This window comes from Winogradskyella sp. HB-48 (assembly GCF_049942685.1).
Classification (GTDB): Bacteria; Bacteroidota; Bacteroidia; order Flavobacteriales; family Flavobacteriaceae; genus Winogradskyella.
Window position 1 is genome coordinate 3,223,056 of record NZ_CP187934.1, and the last position, 23,654, is coordinate 3,246,709.

The 23,654-nt window shown below is 33.0% G+C and carries 21 protein-coding genes; 5 read left to right on the top strand and 16 right to left on the bottom strand.

Annotated features, from left to right (window positions below; all coding sequences use genetic code 11):
• Positions 1-8 precede the first annotated feature (8 nt).
• From ACPX19_RS14450 to miaA, 3 genes are read left to right on the top strand one after another with little or no spacing between them, the layout of a single operon-like run.
• Positions 9-1,370, top strand: coding sequence for an exonuclease domain-containing protein (locus ACPX19_RS14450; protein WP_426432464.1), 1,362 nt, complete (start codon positions 9-11; stop codon positions 1,368-1,370).
• Between the two features lie 30 nt (positions 1,371-1,400).
• On the top strand, positions 1,401-2,288 hold the full coding sequence (locus ACPX19_RS14455) for an ion transporter (protein ID WP_426430742.1): 888 nt from the start codon (positions 1,401-1,403) through the stop codon (positions 2,286-2,288).
• On the top strand, positions 2,281-3,183 hold the full coding sequence (gene miaA / locus ACPX19_RS14460) for a tRNA (adenosine(37)-N6)-dimethylallyltransferase MiaA (RefSeq protein ID WP_426430743.1): 903 nt from the start codon (positions 2,281-2,283) through the stop codon (positions 3,181-3,183). The genes ACPX19_RS14455 and miaA overlap by 8 nt, the downstream gene beginning before the upstream one ends.
• 33 nt (positions 3,184-3,216) lie before the next feature.
• Here the strand turns inward: miaA and ACPX19_RS14465 are convergent, their stop codons facing one another.
• From ACPX19_RS14465 to ACPX19_RS14540, 16 genes are all read right to left on the bottom strand, one after another.
• Positions 3,217-3,930 carry a response regulator transcription factor gene (locus ACPX19_RS14465; protein ID WP_426430744.1) on the bottom strand — a complete coding sequence of 238 codons (714 nt, stop codon included), beginning with the start codon at positions 3,928-3,930 and terminating at the stop codon, positions 3,217-3,219.
• A 9-nt stretch (positions 3,931-3,939) separates the two neighbouring features.
• The gene (locus ACPX19_RS14470) at positions 3,940-5,508 is read right to left on the bottom strand and encodes a sensor histidine kinase (RefSeq protein WP_426430745.1); all 1,569 of its coding nucleotides are present in this window, start codon (positions 5,506-5,508) and stop codon (positions 3,940-3,942) included.
• Positions 5,509-5,559: 51 nt separating this feature from the next.
• Positions 5,560-6,168, bottom strand: a complete 609-nt coding sequence (gene coaE / locus ACPX19_RS14475) for a dephospho-CoA kinase (RefSeq protein ID WP_426430746.1) — start codon at positions 6,166-6,168, stop codon at positions 5,560-5,562.
• Position 6,169: 1 nt separating this feature from the next.
• Complete coding sequence (locus ACPX19_RS14480) at positions 6,170-7,033, bottom strand: hypothetical protein (RefSeq protein WP_426430747.1); 864 nt, start codon at positions 7,031-7,033, stop codon at positions 6,170-6,172.
• Positions 7,034-7,127: 94 nt separating this feature from the next.
• On the bottom strand, positions 7,128-8,132 hold the full coding sequence (locus tag ACPX19_RS14485) for a glycosyltransferase (RefSeq protein ID WP_426432465.1): 1,005 nt from the start codon (positions 8,130-8,132) through the stop codon (positions 7,128-7,130).
• 75 nt (positions 8,133-8,207) lie between these two features.
• On the bottom strand, positions 8,208-10,808 hold the full coding sequence (locus ACPX19_RS14490) for a T9SS type A sorting domain-containing protein (protein ID WP_426430748.1): 2,601 nt from the start codon (positions 10,806-10,808) through the stop codon (positions 8,208-8,210).
• 142 nt (positions 10,809-10,950) lie between these two features.
• Positions 10,951-12,678, bottom strand: a complete 1,728-nt coding sequence (locus ACPX19_RS14495) for an FG-GAP-like repeat-containing protein (RefSeq protein ID WP_426430749.1) — start codon at positions 12,676-12,678, stop codon at positions 10,951-10,953.
• A 10-nt stretch (positions 12,679-12,688) separates the two neighbouring features.
• Complete coding sequence (locus tag ACPX19_RS14500; RefSeq protein WP_426430750.1) at positions 12,689-14,392, bottom strand: FG-GAP-like repeat-containing protein; 1,704 nt, start codon at positions 14,390-14,392, stop codon at positions 12,689-12,691.
• A gap of 134 nt (positions 14,393-14,526) precedes the next feature.
• Positions 14,527-15,339, bottom strand: a complete 813-nt coding sequence (locus ACPX19_RS14505) for an enoyl-ACP reductase FabI (RefSeq protein WP_426430751.1) — start codon at positions 15,337-15,339, stop codon at positions 14,527-14,529.
• Positions 15,340-15,379: 40 nt separating this feature from the next.
• Positions 15,380-17,032 carry a DNA repair protein RecN gene (gene recN / locus ACPX19_RS14510; RefSeq protein WP_426430752.1) on the bottom strand — a complete coding sequence of 551 codons (1,653 nt, stop codon included), beginning with the start codon at positions 17,030-17,032 and terminating at the stop codon, positions 15,380-15,382.
• A 78-nt stretch (positions 17,033-17,110) separates the two neighbouring features.
• Positions 17,111-17,998: a DUF4835 family protein gene (locus ACPX19_RS14515; RefSeq protein WP_426430753.1), complete on the bottom strand. Its 888-nt coding sequence runs from the start codon at positions 17,996-17,998 to the stop codon at positions 17,111-17,113.
• Entirely contained in the window at positions 17,991-19,202 is a 1,212-nt protein-coding gene (gene coaBC / locus ACPX19_RS14520; RefSeq protein ID WP_426430754.1) for a bifunctional phosphopantothenoylcysteine decarboxylase/phosphopantothenate--cysteine ligase CoaBC, read from the bottom strand. The genes ACPX19_RS14515 and coaBC overlap by 8 nt, the downstream gene beginning before the upstream one ends.
• Before the next feature lie 7 nt (positions 19,203-19,209).
• Positions 19,210-19,536 (bottom strand): DNA-directed RNA polymerase subunit omega, encoded by a 327-nt coding sequence (locus ACPX19_RS14525; RefSeq protein ID WP_076616447.1) that lies wholly within the window; start codon positions 19,534-19,536, stop codon positions 19,210-19,212.
• 11 nt (positions 19,537-19,547) lie between these two features.
• The gene (locus ACPX19_RS14530; protein ID WP_426430755.1) at positions 19,548-20,348 is read right to left on the bottom strand and encodes an outer membrane protein assembly factor BamD; all 801 of its coding nucleotides are present in this window, start codon (positions 20,346-20,348) and stop codon (positions 19,548-19,550) included.
• A 108-nt stretch (positions 20,349-20,456) separates the two neighbouring features.
• Positions 20,457-21,341: a 4-hydroxy-tetrahydrodipicolinate synthase gene (dapA, locus tag ACPX19_RS14535; RefSeq protein ID WP_426430756.1), complete on the bottom strand. Its 885-nt coding sequence runs from the start codon at positions 21,339-21,341 to the stop codon at positions 20,457-20,459.
• Positions 21,341-21,859: a DUF6913 domain-containing protein gene (locus tag ACPX19_RS14540; RefSeq protein WP_426430757.1), complete on the bottom strand. Its 519-nt coding sequence runs from the start codon at positions 21,857-21,859 to the stop codon at positions 21,341-21,343. Before ACPX19_RS14540 ends, dapA begins: the two co-directional genes overlap by 1 nt.
• A gap of 129 nt (positions 21,860-21,988) precedes the next feature.
• On the opposite strand from ACPX19_RS14540, the gene ACPX19_RS14545 reads away from it, so the two are divergent.
• Entirely contained in the window at positions 21,989-22,678 is a 690-nt protein-coding gene (locus ACPX19_RS14545) for a 5'-nucleotidase C-terminal domain-containing protein (protein WP_426430758.1), read from the top strand.
• Positions 22,679-22,686: 8 nt separating this feature from the next.
• The gene (locus ACPX19_RS14550; protein ID WP_426430759.1) at positions 22,687-23,598 is read left to right on the top strand and encodes a bifunctional metallophosphatase/5'-nucleotidase; all 912 of its coding nucleotides are present in this window, start codon (positions 22,687-22,689) and stop codon (positions 23,596-23,598) included.
• Positions 23,599-23,654 lie beyond the last annotated feature (56 nt).

Here is a 23,654-nt window from a genome sequence, read left to right on the forward strand (position 1 = left end):
GAAAAAATATTTACGCAATACTAGACATAGAAACCACTGGTGGCAAGTACAATGAAGAAGGTATTACTGAAATTGCTATCTATCGTTTTGATGGCCATAAAGTTACAGACCAATTTATTTCCCTTGTAAATCCTGAGCGTGAGATTCAGCCATTTGTGGTTAACCTTACTGGCATTAACTCTAATATGCTAAAAAATGCACCTAAATTCTATGAGGTGGCTAAACGTATTGTGGAAATCACGGAGGATTGTATTGTTGTCGCTCATAATTCGGAATTTGATTATCGTATTCTAAAAACCGAATTTAGACGTCTAGGATTCCCTTTTAAACGAAAAACCTTATGCACTGTGGAGTTGTCTCAACAGCTTATACCAAACATGGAGTCATATAGCTTGGGTAAATTAACTAGAGCGTTAGGTATCCCTGTTAGTGATAGACACAGAGCTAACGGAGATGCTTTAGCTACTGTGAAATTGTTTAAGATGTTGCTGAATAAAGACTCAGACAAAAAAATCATCAAGCAAGCAGTCAAAATTGAACAAAAATCTAAGTTAGCCCCAAACCTTAAAGAAATTATAGAAGATTTGCCAAGTGAAACTGGTGTCTATTACATTCACGATGCCGAAGGCAACATCATTTATATTGGTAAAAGCAACAATATTAGAAAGCGTGTAACGCAACACTTCACTAACAAGAATTCAAAATCTAAAAAAATACAGGTTAAGGTAGCTGCTGTTACCTACGAAAAAACAGGTAGCGAACTTGTTGCGCTTTTAAAGGAAAGTGAAGAAATAAAAACTAACAAACCTATTTTGAACAGAGCGTTAAAACGTAATCAATTTACACAAGGGCTTTATAGTTTTATAGATAATAATGGTTATGTAAACCTTCGTATCAATCCGATCAAAAAAGATGAAAAACCAATTACAACTTTCACCAATAGAAAAAGTGGTGTTTCATTTATGAACAAAATGGTTGAAACCTATGAACTGTGTACTAAGCTTTGTGGTTTAGAAAAAACTGAATCTAGTTGTTTTAACTATGGTATTGAGGAATGTTTGGGAGCTTGTATACAAAATGAACAACCCGAATTATATAATAAGCGAGCTAACATAGTTATAGAAAAAAACACCTATGATAACAAAGACATGATTCTCATAGACAGAGGAAGGTTTATAGACGAAAAAAGCGTCATATTAATAGAAGATGGTGTGTTTAAGGGTCTGGGTTTTTTTGATTTAAATCATCAGATAAATAACCGTGAGATATTAGAATCCCTAATAACACCTATGCAAAACGACAGAGACACACAGCATATTATACAAAGTTATATGCGTAGAAACAATCGTCTTAAAGTAGTACACTTGTAAGTGTAAAATTACTTTTTGTATTTTTAAAACGTGGAATCAGAAAAAAAACATAATTGGAGAACGAGACTTCATGAAATCATTTATGAAGCAGATACTCCAGCTGGAAAATTATTTGATGTTATCCTACTTATAGCCATACTTGCAAGTATAATCTTTGTAATGTTAGAAAGCGTAAGTAGTATCGACGCTAAATACCACACAGTATTAAATATTGGCGAGTGGATAATTACAATACTTTTTACCATAGAATATATCATGAGGGTTATAACCGTAAACAAGCCCTTAAAATATATTACCAGTTTTTATGGTATTATTGATTTACTCTCAACCATACCAAAATATCTGTCATTTTTATTTGTTGGGTCGCAAGCACTGGTTACTCTGCGTGCCTTAAGATTACTACGTGTGTTCAGAATTTTAAAGCTAGCTCGTTACTTAGGAGCTTCAAATCAACTTAAAGAATCTATCATTGCAAGTAGAGTAAAAATCTTAGTATTCTTATTTGCTGTATTGGTTTCTTCTGTAATTTTCGGAACCATAATGTACCTTGTTGAAGGTGAAGAAAATGGTTTTACTAACATACCGAAAAGTGTATATTGGTGTATTGTGACACTTACAACGGTAGGTTTTGGTGATATTGCTCCTCAGACAGCACTAGGTCAATTCATCACTACAATAATAATGATTTTAGGTTACGGTATTATAGCAGTACCAACAGGAATAGTCTCTGCTGAATATGCCAGAAGCGTAAATAAAGCTGCTAAAAATGAAGGTCAGAAAGAACTTGAACATTCACATCATAAGGAAATAAAAGAAGTACACACAAACTCGCAATGTTGTATAAACTGTTTGGCAGAAAAACATCAAGATGATGCCATATATTGTCATAAGTGTGGATGCAAACTTCATCATGACTAAAATCTTAATTTCTATAGTTGGTCCTACAGCCATTGGTAAAACTGCCTTAAGTATAAAACTAGCGCAACACTTTAGAACAGAAATCATTTCGGCAGATTCTCGTCAGTTTTTTAAAGAAATGAGCATTGGAACTGCTGTGCCTTCAAAAGAAGAACTACAAACAGCAAAACATCATTTTATTCAGCATATATCAATAAAAGATAACTACTCTGTTGGTGATTTTGAACGTGATGCTGTTTCAAAAATTGCAGAAATTCATAAAAATAATGATATCTCCATAATGGTTGGTGGTTCTGGATTATATGTAAAAGCTGTAACTATGGGACTCGATAACTTTCCTAATGTAGATGAGAACATTAGATTGAAGTTAAACCAAGAATTGAAAGTTAATGGTTTACAGCATCTACAAGAACAGTTGAAAACTTTAGATCTTAAAACCTATAAAACTATTGCTATTGATAATCCACAACGTGTAGTAAGAGCTTTGGAGATTTGCATTGGCACAGGCAAACCTTATTCGTCTTTTTTAACAAGCCCTGAAAAGAATCGCAATTTTAAAATCATCTCAATTGGTTTGGATGCAGAACGTTCTATTATTTACAATAGAATCGAAAAGCGGGTAGACATTATGGTAAAAGATGGGCTAATAGAAGAAGCAAAAGAATTGTTTAAATACAAAGACTTAAACGCTTTAAATACTGTTGGCTACAAGGAACTTTTTAAATATTTTGAAGGTGAATGTACGCTAGATTTAGCCATTTCTGAGATTAAAAAAAATACCAGACGTTTTGCCAAGAGACAATTGACTTGGTTTAGAAAGGATAAGTCTATCAAATGGTTTGATTATACTTATGACATCAACCGCATAATAAGTTACCTTGAAGAGCAGTTATAAAAAAATCCGACACTCAGGTATCGGATTTTCTATTTAATCTTCTTTATCGTTGATTACCAACCTAAAACCTTCACCATGAATGTTTAAAATTTCTACTTTTGGATCTGACTTCAAATATTTACGAAGCTTAGCTATATAAACATCCATGCTACGAGAGGTAAAATAATTATCATCTCTCCAAATTTTTGTTAATGCCAGTTCTCTTGGCATTAAATCATTTTCGTGTAATGCTAATAAGCGTAACAATTCATTTTCTTTTGGTGATAGCTTAGTTGGTTCTCCTCCATCAAACTTTAAGAAACGAAGCTTAGAATTGAGATCAAAACGACCAATCTTAAACTCAAATTGCTTACTATCTGCAACAGAGTCTGTAGCTTTACGTTGCATTATAGCTTTAATTTTCATTAATAGTACTTCACTATCAAAAGGTTTATTTAGATAGTCGTCTGCACCAACTTTGTAACCTTTAAGCACATCTTCTTTCATTGCTTTTGCAGTTAAAAATATAATTGGTACATCTGTATTTTTTTCTCGTATTTCTTTTGCTAATGTAAATCCATCCTTATAAGGCATCATTACATCTAAGATACAAAGATCGTAATCGTCTTTTTTGAACTTTTCAAAACCTTCCATTCCATTTTTGGCATGGACAACGTCGTAATCGTTCATCATTAAATAATCTTTTAAAACAGTTCCAAAATTTGGATCGTCTTCTACCAAAAGAATTTTCTTGTTTTGTTCTTCCATGATTCGTTTTTATGATATTAACGGTAGCTTTATTATAAAAGTACTACCTTTTCCTTTTTCACTTTCTACTGATATATGACCTTGATGGTCTTCTACTATTCTTTTTACATAGGCTAGTCCTAACCCATGCCCTTTTACATTATGTACATTACCTGTATGCTCTCTATAAAATTTTTCAAACACACGCTTAGCCACTTGTTTAGACATTCCATTACCTTGATCGGCAATTTTTAAAATAATGCTATTTCCAATATTCTCTGTATAAACGTCTATTTTTGGCTCATCGTCTGAATACTTAACAGCATTATCTAGAATATTAACGATAACATTTGTAAAGTGCGACTCATTTGCTAAAACCGAAGATTTTGCGGCATTAAGATGCGTTTTTACATATCCTTTTCTATCTTCAACTATTAACTCGATGTGTGTTATAGCATCTTCAATTAAGTCGTGTAATTCTAGTCTTTCCTTACTTATATTTAATTCGTTTTTTTCTAGTTTTGATATTCGTAATACATTTTCTACTTGTGCGTGCATACGTTTGTTTTCGTCCCTAATCATGCCTAGATAACGCTTTACTTTATCTTGATCTGCTATAATTTTTGGGTTTTTAATGGCATCTAAAGCCAAATTTATAGTAGCTATAGGTGTTTTAAATTCATGCGTCATATTATTGATAAAATCCGTCTTTATCTGGGATATCTGACGTTGCCTTATCAACTGGTAAATAGCACTAGAATATGCAAGTATTATTACTCCTGTAAATACTATTGACAAAACTATCATTTTAAGTATTGTAGACAATAAAAATTTCTTTCTGTCAGGGAAATCAACATAAAGTCCATAACTACTTTCATTGTTAGTATCTAAAAAAATTGGAACACCTATAAAGGCATTACTTTTTTCAAAGTTTCTAGTCTGTACTTTAGTTGCTAAATCAGCATCATATATAGCAAATTCAAAATCTATATCAATACCTTCTTCTTTTAAGTGTCGACTTAATAAAGTTTCCACCTGCAAAGTTGTAACACGCTTATATATAGGCACTTCACGAAGCTGTGTTTTAAAAGAATCTTCGTAGGCCTTTTTATCTATATCTGAGAGATTGGAAAACTCCACCAAGGTTTTGGTAGGCTTAATTCCTAAATTACCATCTAATCGAGATCTATCAAAGTACTCTGTTGTACGCTCACTAGTAAAATTACTAATATCTATACTATCAGTATCAATTTCAAAGAACAAAGAAGGCACCTTAAAGCGCTCTTCTAAAATGGTATTACGGTGAATAATGGTTTGGTCATTAACATCATCTTCAGTCGTAATGTACAATTGTCTTATTATGGTAGAATCTGGCTCTTTGTCGTTTTCTATGTAAGGTTGTATATATGCATAATACTTCCTAATTTCATAATCCTGAATGTCTCTAGATACAAAACTTAGTGCCCTTGTTACACTTCTAGTAAAATTCTTTTTCTCATTCTCTAAACTATTGTTAATAAAAAATGATTGCACAAAAATTATACCTATGAGCGACAAGCTCATTAAAACCACTAATAAGATGAATAGTTTTTTACTCATCAGCCAAATTTAACATTTTAACATTTAGCATAAATTATGTTTAACCTTACATTAACAATCAGAAGAACCTTGAGTTTTTGATTTTTTTAGCAATGTTTGATGAATGAGTTGGGCTTGTTTCTTTGCTTCTTCCAAATCATTATTTTTAATAACGAAGTCTGATTTTTTAATTTTCTCTTCATCGGATAGTTGATTACGAATTATCGATTCCACTTTTTCTATAGATACATTGTCTCGTTGTATAACACGAGCTATCCTTAAATCCTTATCCGCAATAACTGTAATGATATAATCGTATTGGTATTCTAAATTATTTTCAAAAATTATGGCTGCCTCTTTTATGACATATGGTGAGTCCTGCTTTTTTAACCAACGCTCAAAATGCGATGCTACTTTTGGATGAACAATAGCATTCATCTTAGCTAACACCGATTTGTTGTTAAAAATTTTTGATGCCAGATATTCTCTATTTAATTTACCGTTCTCGTACGCAGATTCACCAAAAAGTGTTATGAGTTTTCGTTTTATAACTTTAGAACGATTCATTAGTGCTTTAGCTTCTTTATCAGCAATATAAACTGGTATATTTTGAGACTCAAACCATTTTGCAATTGTGCTCTTACCGCTTCCTATTCCTCCTGTTAGACCAACTATAACCATGCTATAACTTTATAAAATCTATACGTTTCTGCTTTATGTTAATACGCTTTATGGATTCTGGCATTTTAGTGACCTTAGGAACAAGATAAGTCTGGTTATCGATAATTTGATTAAAATCGCACTCTACAGTAAAATCAGAAGGCGTTATTGAATTAAAACTTTCCAAATCTACGTAATAAGAAAGTGTTACTGTTTTTGGAAAATAATTGATTGTAACATTTTCAGGCTTGTTAATTATCTCCAAAGGCACTTCTAACTTACCTTCTGTGAAACGTTTAACATCTGCCTCTACCGTTATAGATTTAGGAAACACTTCCACTTCTTCGATTTCAACCAAATTAAGAGTTTCTTTAATATCGGTATTAACGTCAGCCAACTTTAACTCGTTGGTTATTATAGAGTTGATACTTTTTATTCTATCTATTGTCCCAACAACCTTTACGCTATCTACATTAATGATAAAATCCCCTTTTATATCGAAACCTGTAGCATAATCAATATTGGTTTTTAAATTAATCGGTACATACTTAGAGGCTCTTTTAGAATAGCGTACATGAAGGACTTCAGGCTTTAAAGAGCGTATTTTGTAAGGAGCTCCTAACTGTTCTTCCAATAGAAAACTATTTTTTTGTACTTCGAAAATAAGCTCATCTTGCTTTACTATTACATCTTCGCTAGCATTTAAGGTTATAGTTTTAGAGTTTTTAAAAATATAAGGTACTAATGCAAAGCCTTTGGCTTCTACCACAACATCAATAGTATTAGAGGTATCATCCTTAATTATTATTTCTTCCTCTAAATCCGTAAACTTCACTTTAAGTTTTATAAGCTGATTATAATCGCTAGAAAGTTTAGAAAAAATCAAAAAAATAAAAGCAATAACAAAAAAGATGCTAAAACGATTAATATTTCGTTTTTTAAGAAAATCTAATATGTTGGACTTTTTCTTAGAACACATTTTACCTAAAGAATAAATGAGGAAAAGCTTTCTCGGGTTGTTTTCCTAATATTTCAAGATTGAACACAGATTTTATAAAACCATAACCATAACCAAAAAACTGAACCAAAACAGAAACTAAAGACAAAAGAGCAACAACTATACTTTTACTACTTATAAAAGCCAAAATAAAAGCAACTATAAAATAAATGCCATACAAATACAATGGTACCAAAAAATTAAATGCTCCAAGAAAAATAGCTGCTATTAAACCAAAAGAAAATAATGTTGGCAACCAATATGTTATACTTTTAGATGTTGGATGCCACTGATTAAGTATTGGTCTTACCATACCAAATTTGTAAACCTGCCTGTAAAACTTAGACCAAGAAATACGACGTTTATGATATACATAGGCTTTATCTATTAAAGTAGTTTTAAAACCTAACTTTAATAATCTTAGGGATAAGTCCGGGTCTTCTCCTGGGTGTATTTTTCCAAAACCATCTGTTTCTAAAAAAGCGTTTTTAGATAATCCCATATTAAAGCTTCTAGGTTGAAAATCTTCTATCTGCTGTTTCCCTCCTCTTATACCACCAGTTGTTATAAAGGAAGTCATTGTAAAATTGATTGCTTTTTGAAGGTTGGAAAAAGACTGATGTGCTGCATCTGGCCCACCAAAACAATCATAATAAGTATTTGAAAGGAAATTGCTTACCTCTATTAAATAATTTGAAGGAAGTATAACATCCGAATCTAATATTATAAAATAATTTCCTTTGGCATGTTTCATCCCAAAGTTTCTAGAATCCCCAGGTCCTGAATTTTCTTTATAAAAATAAGAGATGTTTAACTGGTTACTGAAGCTCTTAACAATATCCTCAGATTTTAAAGAAGATCCATCTTCTACAATTACTATTTCATAGTCTAAATCACCCTCTAAACCCATAAAACTTTGAAGAAGTTCTTTGGTTTCTTCTGGTCTGTTATACACAGGTATTACAAAAGAAAAAGACAATGTTTCCATGGCTACAAAAGTAACTAAAGAAAATACAAAAGCCACCTTAAAAAGGTGGCTTTTGATAATTTATATAAGTCTAAATTAGTTCTTAACTACTCTTATTGTTTTAGTAGTATTAGCAATAGTTACTTTTACAAAGTAAGTACCATCTTGTAAGTTAGACATATCCAATTCACTATTAACAGCATTTGGTGTAGCTATTAATACTTCTTGACCTAGCATATTATACATTGCAACATTCTCAATAGTGTTTTGAGCGTTTAATGTTAATGTATTTTGTACTGGGTTTGGATAGTAAGTAAATGCAGCAGCATCTTCTAAATTGTCAATACTTAATGGGTTACATAGTACATTAGCTACCCAACCTGATCTAACTACAGAACTGTCAGAAGTAAATACAAAAGTGACACAACCTGATGGATCAGTTGAGGTGATCATCATACCCTGTAAGTCTCCTGTACCTGCTGGAGTTGCATCATTTCTATCCCAACACCAAATGGTTCCACCACCAGGAGGATTTATAGTTGGTGCGGCGGTATCAGCACCATCATAAACTGTTAGACCATCATAACAAGCCGAAGCACCATTATTCTCAGTATTAAAAGATATGAATTCAACGGTTACAACATCACCTGGGCTGTCAGGACAAATAGTATAGGTTATGTTTTCACTATTTGAATAGTTACCACTTTGTCCGCCTGAATCTAAAAAGATACCATTTGTACAATCTGGTGGTACAGCAACGTATGGTGTGTTAAATGAAAATGGACCTGCCCACGCAGAAACTCCATCTACACCACAATCTGCTTGTACGTAATACTGATATGAATTATCCCCTGATAAGCCCATAGCCATATATGGATTTGTAACACCAGTAGCTGTAGGTGTACCAGTAACAGTACCACCAGCAGTAATGTCTACAAGTTCAATATTCCAAGAAGTCGCGGCACCATTTTCAGTCCAACCTAAATCAGCAGATGTTTCCGTAATATTTGTTGCAGTTAAAGCAGAAGGTGTAGGACATGTTTCTAATGTTGTAAAAGAGAATGGACCAACCCATGCTGAACCACAGTCTGCACGTACATAAAAATCATATGCTGTATTTTCTGTTAAGCCCATAGCTGTATATGGATTAGGAACGCCAGCTGCTGTTGGTGTACCAGTTGGTGCAAATCCATCAAGACCAAGCTCTACATCCCATGCAGTAGCAGAACCATTTTCTGTCCATCCTAAGTCTGCAGTTGTATCCGTAATATTTGTTGCAGTTAACGCATTAGGTGCTGGACAAGATGGCAACTCACCAAACGATACGTTATCTATTGCAATATCCCCTTCAAAAGAACCAGCACCTGTTGCTCTTATTGTTACAGTAATAGATTGACCAGAGTATGTAGTTAAATCTACAACCGCTAATTCCCAAGGAGCTATATCACTGGCTTGCTGCTCACCAGAAAGTGACCATACACTGTCGGTATTGTTAACTAAAATTTCTAAAGTACCTATTTGACCACCAAACATATGGTAGTTAAACAATAATGCTGGTGTAGTTAATGTTGTTAAATCTATTAAAGGTGAAACTAATTCAGCAATATCTCCAGCACTTGATCCTGAAGATTCTGTAAAGAAATAATTACCAGTAGTTATTGTAGGTGAAGGCCCTGTACCTCCTGAAGATGTGTCAGTTCCCGCTGCTGATTCCCAGAAATAGCTACCGCCTGTGTTTGAGCCTGTCCAACAATTTTCAGAACTAAATGCTGCAGGTGAAACCGTAAAAGTTTCGAAATCTTCATTGTAAGGTGCAGCTATTGCAGCACAAGTTGTAGTAAATGACACCGGACCTGCCCAGTTGCTAAAACCATTGGTATCACAATTAGATCTTACATAGAAATCATAAGCCGTTTCTGGCATAAGGGTTGTACCTGAGGTTGCAGAAGTACCAATACCACCTCCTGCAGCAATAGACGCTCCAGTACCAGGTGCAAAGCCAGAAGCACCAAACTCATATTCTACTCCTAATGTTGCACCAGGATCATTAGTCCATGAAACAATAGCCTCTACATCAGTAACTGCGCCTAAAGTAAGCATTGTTGGCTCAATACAAGTAGGTGGTGCAGCAGAAGTAATCGTTGGTGATTCTATACACCATCCATACTGCCAGCCGCCTAAATCATCGTAAGAAACACGATATTGAAACCCTGACAACTGTGTTGCAGTAAACCCAGAGATGTCTAACACAGGAGTTGTATAAGCTTCAGAAATCGTACAATTTTGATAATTTGCAACAGTTGTTGTATTACCTACAAATTGGTAAAGTTGTGACCATGTCATAGCATCGGCATCATAAACTTCAATAGCTAAAACATCTCCACCAAGTGGATAATAAGTAAAAGCTCCACTAATGGTAATCCAAGTTTCACCTGCTCCACTTGCTGCAGTTAAATCTATTACTGGTGAGGTGGCTTCAATGGTATCTGCAGAACCATTTCCTGCCCCATCATCATCAAAAGTAAATGTAGCATCAGCATTGGTAGGATCAGCCAATAGACCAGCTGGTGTATACGACCCTGATAATGTCCAAGCTGCATTTGGCCAGTTTGCTGGTTGGTTAAGTGTCTGTGAAACACCCGCAAACGTGCCTAGCATAAAGATCATTACAAAAACATTAATTGTAATTTTTTTCATATAAACATAAATTTTAAGTTAGTAATATGTTAAAAATATATTAATATTTTACAATACACTCTTACATTATTTACTAATCGATGAAAAACAAAAAACATCGCTCAATTACATGCGATGTTTTAACATTTTTATTGAAGAAAACTTAGTTTTTGATAAACCTTTTTATAAAGTTTTTATTATTGTTTTGGACTTTAAAAATATAATGTCCTGATGATAAATTTTTAACGTCTAAATATTCTGAGTCATCTATTTTTCCCTGCATGATTATCCTGCCACTAATATCTATAATTTCGTAAAAAATATCATTTATGTCATTAGTATTAAAATATAAATAATCACTTGTAGGGTTAGGATAAATATTAACATAAAAATCATCAAAATCTTGAAGATTTAAAGGATTAGATCCTTCAGTAATTGAAAGCGTTTGGTTTGGATTTACATTGTATAAGATATCTTCCATACCACTTAACCAAGAAACCTTTACATAATCAATAATTGTATTAGAACCTATGCCAAAAAACTCATATGCACTATTTTGCCCCAAATAACCCTCACCACAAAGTGTATACCTATACTGCTTTTGTCCGTTGACACTAATTTCAATTGTAGATCCTATTCCTTGCTTATTACTTGTTGTACCTTCAAGTTTTACCTTTAACCAATTGTTAGAATTAGGAGTAAGATTTTTCCAAAGAAACAAATCATCATTATTAGAGTTACTAACCACTATCTCAGGATAACCATCATTATCTATATCGCCTATGGCATTAGCATAACTTTCGAGATTATCATTAATAAAGCTACCATTGTTTAGTAAAGTAAACGTATTATTAGTTTGATTTTCATAGAAAGCTGAAGATAAAAGTCCAGGCACTGTACCATCAAATTCGCTACTAACATAAAGATCTAAATCACCATCGTTTTCTGCATCTAAAAAAACCGAACCCCAAGCCGCACTGTTAAAAGTAGTCCCTGAAACCAAAGCCATATCCGTAAAAGTACCATCTCCATCATTCTGAAACAAAACATTACCTTCTATTCCGTTGGTTATGTAAATATCAAACCAGCCATCATTATTGTAATCACCAATGGTTGTACTCATAGCATCTATAGCTATATTAGTGCCCGAAGACTCTCCTACTTCAGTAAAAGTGCCATCACCATTATTATGATATAACAAGTTTTGTGTTTGTGTCTTATCATTTGCAACATATATATCTTGCCAACCATCATTGTCATAATCAAAAAAAGCAGAACAAAAAGATAAATGGCTACCTAAACCAATTCCAGCAGATATACTAACATTGGTAAAAGTTCCATCCCCATTATTTTTAAATAAGTAATTTGGAATTTGAAAATTAACATCTCTATTACTTATAAATACATCCAAAAAACCATCATTATTGTAATCGCCCCAAGAAGCACCAAAAGTAAATAGGTTTGGCATAGGTAAACCAGATATGCTCGTTACATCTGTTAACGAATTATTGTCGTTTTGATAAAGCCTATTGCCGTCCGTATCACTGGTAATATACAAATCGTAGTCACCGTCATTATCATAATCAACCCAAACCGGTTGTCTTTGTTGAAAAGTATTATTTGGTATGAGGTTTGTTTCTGGAATAAAGAATCCACTTGATGTATTCTTGTAGATTATCAGGTCTTGAAAATCTTCGGTAGCCAAAGTGATATCGTCCCAACCATCTTTGTTGTAGTCATAGAAAGATATACCTCCACCAAAATTCATATCCCCACATGAATCACCAACACCTCTGGCAGATGCCTGATTTTGAAAGTTTATTTGAGAGTTATAAACTTGTGGACTTAAAATGAATATGACAAAGATTAATAATCTTAATGCTGGTCTCATATACAGACAACTACTTTTTTATTAATTTAATGACTTTGCTTAAAGAATCTTCAAACTTTAATTCGCAATAATAAATACCTTGGTGGAGATTACTGAAGTCTATAGTGATATCTTCTTTATTTGGTTTTCCATTCAAAATTTCCTTTCCTAAAGTATCAAAAACTTTATAGCTACTTACAAAAACAGACGAATTTAAATTAAGAATATTTTCAACAGGATTATTATACTTAATTTTTGGTTCTTGTCCATATTCCATTAGCGATAAAGTTGAGCCTTCAACAATATTTAAAGTTTGATTAACAGGCACATTATATAAAACATCTTCAATTCCACTGAGCCAAGTTACCTTAACATAATCAACTATGGTATGGTGCTCGGTTCCAAAGAATTCAGTTTGAGAACTCTGGGAAAGATAACCTTCACCACAATGTGTATATCCATATTGCTTTTCACCATCAATAGAAATTTCAATGAAAGATCCTATACCTTGTCTGTTGCTTATGATACCTTCTAGTTTAACTTTTAGCCAATTGTTGATGTTTGGCGTGTTGTTTTTCCATAGAAATATATTGCTATGACTTATATTATTGACAGCTATTTCTGGATAACCATCATTGTCACTATCGCCTACTGCATTTCCGTAACTATATGCAAAATCATTGGGTATAGCTGCGTTATTTAAATTAAAAGTTCCATCATTGTTGTTTCTGTAAAATGCTGAAGATAACTGACTAGTTATGCTTCCATTATTTTCACCACTGACATACAAATCCAAATCTTTGTCATTATCCGCATCTAAAAAAACAGCACTCCAACCAGTACTGTTAAAGGTTACGTTGTAAGATTGTGCCATATCGGTAAAAGTACCATCTCCATTATTAATAAATAGTACGCTATCATTAGGGTCGTTAGTAATGTACATATCTAACCATCCATCTTTATTGACATCGCCCACTGTAACAGTCATGGCATCTATACTAATATCGGTACCTGTTTCTTGAGCAACCTCGGTAAAGGTACCATCACCATTGTTCTTGTACATTAAGTTGCGATTGGTATACTTATCGTTTGACACATAGATATCTTGATCTCCATCATTATCATAATCTAAAAAAGCTGAACAAAACGACATGTAGCCCGTACTGAGCAAGTCTGCCTCAAAATTAGCTAATGTAAATGTCTTGTCTCCATTATTCTTATACAAAATATTTGGAATAACATTATCTCTAATACTAACAAAAACATCTAAATATCCATCATTGTTATAATCACCCCATGAGGCACCATAGTAAGGAAATTGATCTTGCAACATTCCAGAAGATTCGGAGATATCTTGCATTATCATGTTACCTAAATTCTCATAAAGTTTTACACCAGAATTAACACTGGTTATAAACAGATCATTATCCCCATCATTGTCAATATCAACCCAGTTAATTTGTTTGGCACTAAGATTATCGGTAACAACATTAATATTATGAGCCACAAAGTTCCCGTTGATGTTTTTAAAAAAATATATAGGATCTCCATTAGCAGATGCTATTGAAATATCATCCCAACCGTCATTATCATAGTCATAAAAACTAATACCATTACCCAAAAATGTATAGCCACAACTAGCTGATACACCCAATTGTTGTGAACTTTCTGTAAAAGAAATCTGTGCCGTAGTAAAATTAAATATTATTAAAGTCCAAATCCACACTCTTCTCATAACCTGCAAAACATATTTTAAAACTGACGAATAAAATAGCTTTACCAAAATATGAGATTCGCTACTATTTAACAAAAAAAGCGCAACTTTTTTAAGTATGCGCTTCAATTATTAAATTATATATTTATTTTGCCCTATTCTTTTATGAAAATCTCCATAACAGCATCACTTACTCCCATATTACTAAACCCACCATCATTATACAAATTTTGAAGTGTAACGCGACGTGTTAAATCACTAAACAGGGTAACTGTATAATTTGCACAATCCATAGCAGTTGCATTACCTAATGGAGACATCTTTTCAGCATAAGAAATGAAACCATCAAACCCTTTAACACCACTACCTGCCGTTGTAGGAGTTGGTGATTGTGAAATTGTATTTACACGTACTTTTTTATCTCTACCAAAGAAATATCCAAAGCTACGTGCTATACTCTCTAAGTATGCTTTATTGTCAGCCATATCATTATAATCTGGAAATACACGCTGTGCTGCCATATATGTTAAAGCAACAATACTTCCCCATTCGTTCATAGCATCTGCTTTATAAAGTGTTTGCATAACCTTATGGAAAGACATTGCCGAAACATCAGTTCCTTTTTGAGTCCAATCATAATTTTGATCAGTGTAGTGTTTTCCTTTCCTAACGTTGATAGACATACCTATAGAATGCAATACAAAATCTAATTTACCACCTAAAATCTCCATTGATTTTTCAACAAGGTTTTTTAAGTCTTCTTCTGAAGTTGCATCTGCTGGAATAATTTGCGAACCTGTTTTTTCTGCCAAAGCATTTATTTGTCCCATACGCATAGCAACAGGTGCGTTAGTCAGCACAAATTCGCCTCCTTCTTCATGTACGCGTTCTGCTGTTTTCCATGCTATAGAATTTTCGTCTAGAGCCCCAAAAATGATTCCTTTTTTTCCTTTTAGTAAGTTATACATAGTGTATTATTTTAGTCAGTTTAATGCCGTAAATATACTATTAATTCAACAATTGCTTAGCATGCGCCATAGCAGATTCTGTAATATCTACTCCTCCTAACATTTGCGCAATTTCAACAATTCGTTCTTCTTCACCCAATCGTTTTAATTGTGTTTGAGTTGTGTTGTCTGTATCTATTTTAAATACTTTGAAATGCGAATTTCCTTTTGCTGCAATTTGCGGTAAATGGGTAATCGAAAAAACTTGCATTCTACTGCTCATCTGCTTCATTATATCTCCCATTTTATTTGAAATTTCTCCAGAAACTCCAGTATCAATCTCATCAAACATGATAGATGGCAATTGAATGTATTCAGATAATATAGATTTAATTGCTAACATGATTCTAGACAACTCACCACCTGATGCGGATTTCTTTAATTCGTTATAACTAGAGCCTTTATTAGCCATAAACAGAAATTGCAAACTGTCTTTTCCGTTTGGCAAGAAACGATCTACTTCTTTTAATTCAATTTTAAACTTAGCATTTGGCATACCCAAATCAGACAATACTTTTTCAAGTTTTTGAGTTAAAGTAGGCAATACTGCTTTTCGCTTTTTGCTGATTTCCAATGCTATTTTATCAAGTTCATTTTTTAGATTGGATATCTCGTTTTCCTTTTCCTTTATAGCATCGTCTAAACCTTCAGTATCTGATACTTTAGATTCCAAATCATTTTTAATAGAAATCAAATCTTCAATCTGAGAAACAGAATGTTTCTGAAATAGGTTATTTATAATTTGAAGCTTAGAATTTATACGCTCTAATTCTTGCGGATCTGTTGACAGTACATCTTCTAAATCGTCCAATTCTACTAACAAATCATCTAACTCTATATGAACGCTTGCAATACGTTCAGCAATAGCCTCATAAGCCTTTCCAAAACCTGAAATCTTATTCAGTTCTTGTTTTAGCGTATTTAATTGATCTATAACACCTTGTTCTTCTAGACTAAGAATAGCTTTTGCATTTGCAAGCTTCTCGCCTATTACTTCAACATTATTGAGTTGTTCGTACTGCTCTTCTAAATCTTCAAGATTAATTGACTCTAGCTTTATTTCATTCAACTCATTCATTAAAAAGAGATTGTAATCGTACTCTTTTATTAGTTCTGCTCTAGACTCTATTAAAACTTGTAGAGCTTTTTGTAAAGCTTTATAGGCTAATAATTTAGTGGAAAACAACTCTAAGTTTTCTTTAGTATTTGCAAGAGCATCTATAACCCTAAACTGATAATCGTTTTCAATAAGCTGTTGTGTTTGATGTTGCGAATGAATATCTATAAGGTATGAACTCAACTCAGTCAAACTTTCTAAAGTTGCTGGTGTATCATTTACAAAAGCACGGGATTTGCCAGATGGTAAAATTTCACGTCTTATGATAGTTTGTACCTCATAATCCAAATCTAGTTCTGAGAAAAGAGGCCTTAGATTATAATTAGCAATATCAAAGCTAGCCTCTATAATACATTTTTCGTCATTATCCTTAACTTGGCTGAGATCCGCACGCTTACCTAACACCAAAGACAGTCCACCTAGCAATATGGATTTTCCTGCGCCAGTTTCGCCAGTTATTATGGTTAACCCATTATTAAACTGCACATTGAGCTCATCAATTAGGGCATAATTTTTTATGTAAAGAGAGGTTAGCAAAAATCTATAATTTGTTTTTACAAAAATATAGATTCTGAATCAAGTTGAGAATGACGATTCAAAAAAATAAACAGAAAACTAAAACTTTATATTTCTCCATTTTTGAGAATGCATTGGCGCAATTTTATTGAGAATATCAACAGCTTCTACAATATTGACACTTGGTCCACCGGAAAGCACATCCATGATTTCATCTGATTTCGCATCAAAAAAGACACGCAATACATATGAATTTGGTCGTCTTCTATGTATGTTTTGTAATTCTGATATTGTCGATACAATCTCAGACTTCCCTTTTTTGGTATCTTCTGCCATAACATCCATGCCTTGTATATGATAATTATACATGGTGGTTCTTATTTCTTTAAATGTAGGAGAAAGTAAATTATCGATTAAAGCAAAACGCGATTGCAAACCATCCTCTAGCTTCCAACCTTGTCCATTTAACTGTTGAGAATAATTTGCTATGGTTTGTGCTTGAGCAAAATATTCATCACCACCATTTAATGCAAAAGAATCAGCATCCATTCCTAAAATCATAAACACATGGAAAGAAAGTACTGAAACCAAATTAGATTCAAACTGCAATGGATTAAATACTAAATTCTGGTACTCTATATACTGAAAATTGAAGTCTTTATCATTATAATTGTAGACAGGCGAACTGTAAGTAGAGTTAAAAACCGGTCTTGATGAAGATACTTGCAAAGTGGCACTAAAACTATCATTCTCATAGCCAGTTACATTAATAACCATACTACAATTAATGCGCTCTTCTGCGCTGAAGTTTGTTTCTGTCCATTTGGTGTTGTTTATAAACTCATTTAGCTGTTTTTCTAATGTTTTAAAAACAACATTATTATCGTTTCCTGTTTGTTGAGCTATAACATTAACGGTACAATTCAACTCTTGCGAAAAAACAACAGTTGAACATAAAAAGGCTAATAAAACTAATAATCTACGCATTTAGTTGTTTTAGTATCTGTTGCATTAAATCTTCGGCAACTTCGGTTTTGGATTTAAGTGAATTCTCAACAACATTGTTAGACGGTGTTATAAATGTAACTTTATTTGTTGATACTCCAAAACCAGCTCCTTTATCTTGTAAAGAATTGAGAACGATTAAATCTAAATTTTTAGACTTTAGTTTTCCTTTGGCATTTTCTAATTCGTTATTGGTTTCTAATGCAAACCCAACTAAAAACTGATGCTTCTTTACCTCACCTAGCGATTTTAGAATATCTTTTGTTTTTTCTAACTCTATACTAAACGTAGCATCCTTCTTTTTTATTTTTTGGTCTGCTACATTTTTTGGCTTGTAATCTGCTACAGCTGCAGAAAGTATAGCTATATCAACACTTTGAAAATGTTTGTGAACTTCATCATACATCTCCTCTGCACTAACAACTGGTTTTACAGATACTAGACTATGCGTAATGGTTTGATGCGTTGGTCCAGAAACCAAAACAACCTCAGCACCAAGATTTGCTGCTGCTTTTGCAATTTCAAAACCCATTTTCCCACTAGAATGATTCCCAATAAATCGCACAGGATCTAACGCTTCGTAAGTTGGACCAGCAGTGATAAGCACTTTTTTACCATACAATTGCAATTGGCTTAAAACATCCTTTTCAATAAAACTTACGATATCTTCTGGCTCTGCCATACGACCTTCACCAACCAAACCACTAGCTAATTCGCCAGTACCTGCCGGTATCATTTTATTGCCATAAGACGTTAATTTTTCAAAAGACGTTTTTGTAGACTCATGCTTATACATATCCAAATCCATTGCCGGAGCAAAATAGACAGGACACTTAGCAGAAAGATATGTGGCTAATAGAATATTATCACAAACACCATTAGCCATTTTAGCCATTGTATTTGCTGTCGCTGGTGCAATAACAAAATAGTCTGCCCACAACCCTAATTCTACATGATTATTCCAAACCTCATTATTATCATCTTCGTCAACAAAAGATGAATACACTGGATTCTTAGATAAGGTTGAAAGCGTAAGTGGAGTTATAAAATCTTTAGAAGCAGGCGTCATAACAACTTTAACGTTAGCGCCTGCTTTAATGAATAATCTGACTAAACTAGCAGATTTATATGCGGCAATACCTGCCGTAATGCCTAATAAAATATTTTTGTCTCTTAGAATAGACATCTAAGGGTTATTGTTGAGTATCCTCAGTATTTCTGTGGTAAATCTTACCATCTAACCACTCTTTTACAGCTAAAGCATGTGGCTTTGGTAATTTTTCGTAAAACTTAGAAACTTCAATTTGCTCTTTGTTTTCAAAAATTTCTTCTAAACTATCGTTGTAAGTTGCAAACTCCTCAAGTTTGTCTATTAACTCACGTCTTATGTCTGTGTTGATTTGCTCAGCACGCTTAGAGATAACAGAAATTGCTTCATAAATATTATCTGTTGCAGCATCAACTTCATTTCTGTTGTATGTTACTGTTGATACAGGTGCATCTGTCTTTTTTAAATCCATCGTTATAATGATTAACTTTTAGTTTTTAATGTACTTAACTCTTCGTTTAACTTATTTTTCCATTCTGAAGCTTCTTCGTTGTATTCAGAATTTGGAAATGCTTTTACAAAAGCTTCATAGTAATTTAATGCAATATTTATACGTTCTTCTTTTAAGCTTTCTATGCTCAATATAGCTAAATTATATTCTGCATGAAGTCTATAGTATAAAGCATCTTCGCGTAATGATGATCCTGGAAAATCTAATAAAAAGTTATTAAAAGATTTTACAGATGCTTTATAATCTGTAATTAAATCGTATTGCTTTGCTATTTCAAATGCCTTCTTTTCTAGTTTAAAATCCAATTCCCTAACTAAAGTATTTGCTTCGGACAAGTATTGAGAGTTTGGATATTGATTAACAAATAACTGCAATTTCTCAATAGCCTCAACAGTTTCTTTCTGCTCTTTTGAATACACAGGTGAGTTAAAGTAATACCCTTTTGCCGACTTAAAAGCAGCCTCCTCAGCTTTTTCGCTTTGTGGATAGATATCTGTAAACTTATCAAAATGATAACTGGCAATGTAATAATCTCCCATCTCGTAAGAGCAGTTAGCATGCATGTATGTTAACTTCTCTGCCTGTGGCTTTCCTCTGTACTTAGGAAGTATTTGATCTAAGAGTCTCTTAGACTTACTCCACTTTCCAGCTTCGTACAATTCGTCAGCCATCGTAAATTTCTTTGCTACGTCTTCAGATTTTAAAGCTTTCTGAAAATCGTTACAGGAGACTAACAAAATAGTTGCGAAAAGTATGTAAATGGCTTGCTTCATAAATTTTAAACAGGATGCAAAACTACGCATTATTAACGGATTTTAAAAACAAAAATTATGTGCTAAAATAATTGTTGTTTTAGTTGTTATATCCTATTTAAAGTAAGTTTAACTTTTACCTAAATCTATTAAAGCATTTCTAATATCTTTTTTGAGCTTATCCGTTGCTTCTACGAGCGGTAAACGCACATGAGATTTAGAGATTTCAAGTGCTTCTAAAACCGCTTTTATTCCAGCAGGATTATTCTCTGAAAAAATTAAGCGTGTAATTGGCATCAAATCAAAGTGAACTTTGTAGGCTTCCTTAGCTTTACCAGCAATTCCCATACGAATCATCTCAGAGAATTCTTTTGGCAATGCCTGACCAATAACCGAAATTACACCCGAACCACCAGCTAATGCAACACCTAATGCTAAATCATCATCACCAGATAAGACTAAGAAATCTTCTGGTTTGGTTCTTAATAATTCTAGATATTGATGAACGTTATTACCAGCTTCTTTGACCGCAATGATGTTTTCAAAATCTTTGGCTAATCTTATGGTTGTTTCTGGCAACATGTTAGACGATGTCCTTCCTGGTACATTATACAGAATTATTGGCTTTGGAGACACCTCAGCAATAGCTTTAAAATGCTGATATATTCCTTCTTGCGTTGGCTTGCTGTAGTATGGAGATACTGATAAAATAGCATCTATAGTAGATAAATCTGTAGTCTTTATTTCGTCAATAATTGAAGCTGTATTATTTCCACCGATTCCTAAGACCAAAGGCAATCTTCCATTATTAACTTTAGATATAAATTTTATGAGTTCTTTCTTTTCTTCGGCAGTAACAGTAACACTTTCTCCAGTAGTACCACTAATTACCAAGTACTCAGTGCCATTGTTTATATTATGCTCTACCAATCGCTCTAGCGCTTCAAAATCTATACTTAAATCTGCTTTAAATGGTGTAATTAGCGCTACTCCTGTTCCTATAAATTTGGTCATTATAATTTGTTTAAAATGTTTAGATATTTTTTTAATTCGTTCTTAAATGTTTTAATGTCTTTTGGATTTATATCTATAATTAAATCATATAAACGTTCATCCTTTCTACTGAGACCAACTTTTAAATTAGCTTTTGATGCTGCCGTAATTAAATCTAACTCTGGTGTTTCGTTTTTATAATAACTAACCAAAACATCAAAAGGTTCATCTATGAAAGCTTGTAAATCTATGTTGTTTATCTTTCCTTTCCATCCAAAATGCTTTGGTGAAAAATAAGTTTCCCATTGACTTCCTTCATACTTATCATCTTTTGTAAAAGCAACTATTTTGTGCTTGGGAGATATTAAGTTTAGCTCTTTAAAGTAATTTCTAAAAACTTCAAAATCTTGAAATTCACTGGCATTTAGTAAAACCGCAATCACCTTAACTTTATTGTTGTTTACAGCAGCTTTACGAGCAGACAACAATTTGTTTACATATTTTTGATTTGATTTTTCCTTAAATGCTTTTAAAATCATTTATCTTTAGCCTTTGTGCAAATTTAACAAAAGCACAAACATTTTTTAATTACTATTTCAACTAAAACAATGATTAAAAAATCACTTTTAATAATTCTTTTTTTGGGCCTTGCATATTCCTGCAAAGAAATGTCAAACAGAATTGAAGGTAGTCGTATTGAAATTAATGATAGTATTCCTGCCAATAAAGAGATTGAAGAGTTTATTTCACCTTACAGAGATAATGTAAATAAGAATCTTGACAGTGTAATTTCCTACGCACCTGAAACGTATTCAAAAACTGATGGAGAATTAAATACTGCCATTGGCAACTTAATGGCTGACGCTGTATTTAGCGAAAGCAATCCTATTTTTAATAAACGTACTGGGAAAAATATTGATTTTGTATTACTTAATCATGGTGGCATTAGAGCTATAATTTCACAAGGCAACATCACTACCAGAACTGCTTACGAAGTAATGCCTTTTGAAAATTCTGTAGTGGTTGTAGCTTTAAAAGGAAAGCAAATCAATGAGCTGTTCGATTATCTTTCTAAAGCTAAACGCGCGCACCCTGTTTCAAAACAGGTTGAATTAGTATTAGGCAAAGATTTTACAATTAAAAAAGCACTTGTTAATGGTAAACCAGTTTTAGAAAATGAAACATATTATGTTGCTACAAACGATTATTTATATAATGGTGGAGATCGTATGACGTTCTTTCAACCTAACGATAGTTTGTACACGCTAGACTATAAAATTAGAAACGTGTTAATTGATTATTTTAAAAAGAATGATACCATTAATCCTAAAATTGACAATCGTTTCACAAAGTTATAAGCAAACTAATGAAAAGAAGAGATTTTATACAGCAAACAACCGCAGCAACAGCTTTGGTTGGTTTAGGGGCATTAAACTTACAATCTTGTACTTCAAACAGAAAACACATTACAATTCTGCACACTAATGATGTTCATAGCCATATAGACCCATTTGGTCCAAACGATAAAAGAAATGCCAATAAAGGCGGTATTGCAAGACGTGCCATCTTGGTAGAAAATATTAGAAAAGAAAATCCTAATACTTTACTGCTAGATGCTGGTGACATCTTTCAAGGCACTCCTTATTTTAATTATTATGGTGGTGAATTAGAGTTTAAACTAATGAGTATGCTCAATTATGATTTGGCAACCATTGGCAATCATGATTTTGACAATGGTATAGATGGACTCTATGCCCAACTACCACATGCTAAGTTTGAATTTGTTTCGGCAAATTATGATTTTTCAAATACTGTAATGGACACTCATGTGAAACCCTACAAAGTTCTCGTAAAAGATGGTGTGAGAATTGGTGTATTTGGTTTAGGCATTCAACTTGAGGGACTAGTTGATAAAAAAATGTACAAAGAAACTGTTTATCATAATCCTATTGAGGTTGCCCAGGATATGTCTCGTATTTTAAAAGAAGAAGAGTCTTGCGACTTAGTGATTTGTCTCTCTCACATTGGCTATTACTATGAGAAACACCCAGATCGTGTATGCGATTTAATACTTGCTAAGTCAACAAAAGATATCGACCTAATTATAGGTGGGCACACACATACATTCTTACCAAAACCTACCATAACACAAAATAGTGAAGGTAAAAATGTACTTGTTAATCAGGTTGGTGCTTACGGATTGTATTTAGGTAAAATAGACTTTTATTTTGAACAAGGAAAACCTCTTTATTCAGATAGTACTACAATAATAGTTTAGTGTTTTTTGTAAGTTACTAAGATTGTTACGTCTAAGATTTCAACTAACCCAAAAAA

Excerpts from the sequence above, each read along its gene's own strand:
- miaA (WP_426430743.1), top strand. The coding sequence starts at position 2,281 with ATGACTAAAATCTTAATTTCTATAGTTGGTCCTACAGCCATTGGTAAA.
- ACPX19_RS14465 (WP_426430744.1), bottom strand. The coding sequence starts at position 3,930 with ATGGAAGAACAAAACAAGAAAATTCTTTTGGTAGAAGACGATCCAAAT.
- ACPX19_RS14470 (WP_426430745.1), bottom strand. The coding sequence starts at position 5,508 with ATGAGTAAAAAACTATTCATCTTATTAGTGGTTTTAATGAGCTTGTCG.
- coaE (WP_426430746.1), bottom strand. The coding sequence starts at position 6,168 with ATGGTTATAGTTGGTCTAACAGGAGGAATAGGAAGCGGTAAGAGCACA.
- ACPX19_RS14485 (WP_426432465.1), bottom strand. The coding sequence starts at position 8,132 with ATGGAAACATTGTCTTTTTCTTTTGTAATACCTGTGTATAACAGACCA.
- ACPX19_RS14490 (WP_426430748.1), bottom strand. The coding sequence starts at position 10,808 with ATGAAAAAAATTACAATTAATGTTTTTGTAATGATCTTTATGCTAGGC.
- ACPX19_RS14495 (WP_426430749.1), bottom strand. The coding sequence starts at position 12,678 with ATGAGACCAGCATTAAGATTATTAATCTTTGTCATATTCATTTTAAGT.
- ACPX19_RS14500 (WP_426430750.1), bottom strand. The coding sequence starts at position 14,392 with ATGAGAAGAGTGTGGATTTGGACTTTAATAATATTTAATTTTACTACG.
- ACPX19_RS14505 (WP_426430751.1), bottom strand. The coding sequence starts at position 15,339 with ATGTATAACTTACTAAAAGGAAAAAAAGGAATCATTTTTGGGGCTCTA.
- ACPX19_RS14515 (WP_426430753.1), bottom strand. The coding sequence starts at position 17,998 with ATGCGTAGATTATTAGTTTTATTAGCCTTTTTATGTTCAACTGTTGTT.
- coaBC (WP_426430754.1), bottom strand. The coding sequence starts at position 19,202 with ATGTCTATTCTAAGAGACAAAAATATTTTATTAGGCATTACGGCAGGT.
- ACPX19_RS14525 (WP_076616447.1), bottom strand. The coding sequence starts at position 19,536 with ATGGATTTAAAAAAGACAGATGCACCTGTATCAACAGTAACATACAAC.
- ACPX19_RS14530 (WP_426430755.1), bottom strand. The coding sequence starts at position 20,348 with ATGAAGCAAGCCATTTACATACTTTTCGCAACTATTTTGTTAGTCTCC.
- dapA (WP_426430756.1), bottom strand. The coding sequence starts at position 21,341 with ATGACCAAATTTATAGGAACAGGAGTAGCGCTAATTACACCATTTAAA.
- ACPX19_RS14540 (WP_426430757.1), bottom strand. The coding sequence starts at position 21,859 with ATGATTTTAAAAGCATTTAAGGAAAAATCAAATCAAAAATATGTAAAC.
- ACPX19_RS14545 (WP_426430758.1), top strand. The coding sequence starts at position 21,989 with ATGTCAAACAGAATTGAAGGTAGTCGTATTGAAATTAATGATAGTATT.
- ACPX19_RS14550 (WP_426430759.1), top strand. The coding sequence starts at position 22,687 with ATGAAAAGAAGAGATTTTATACAGCAAACAACCGCAGCAACAGCTTTG.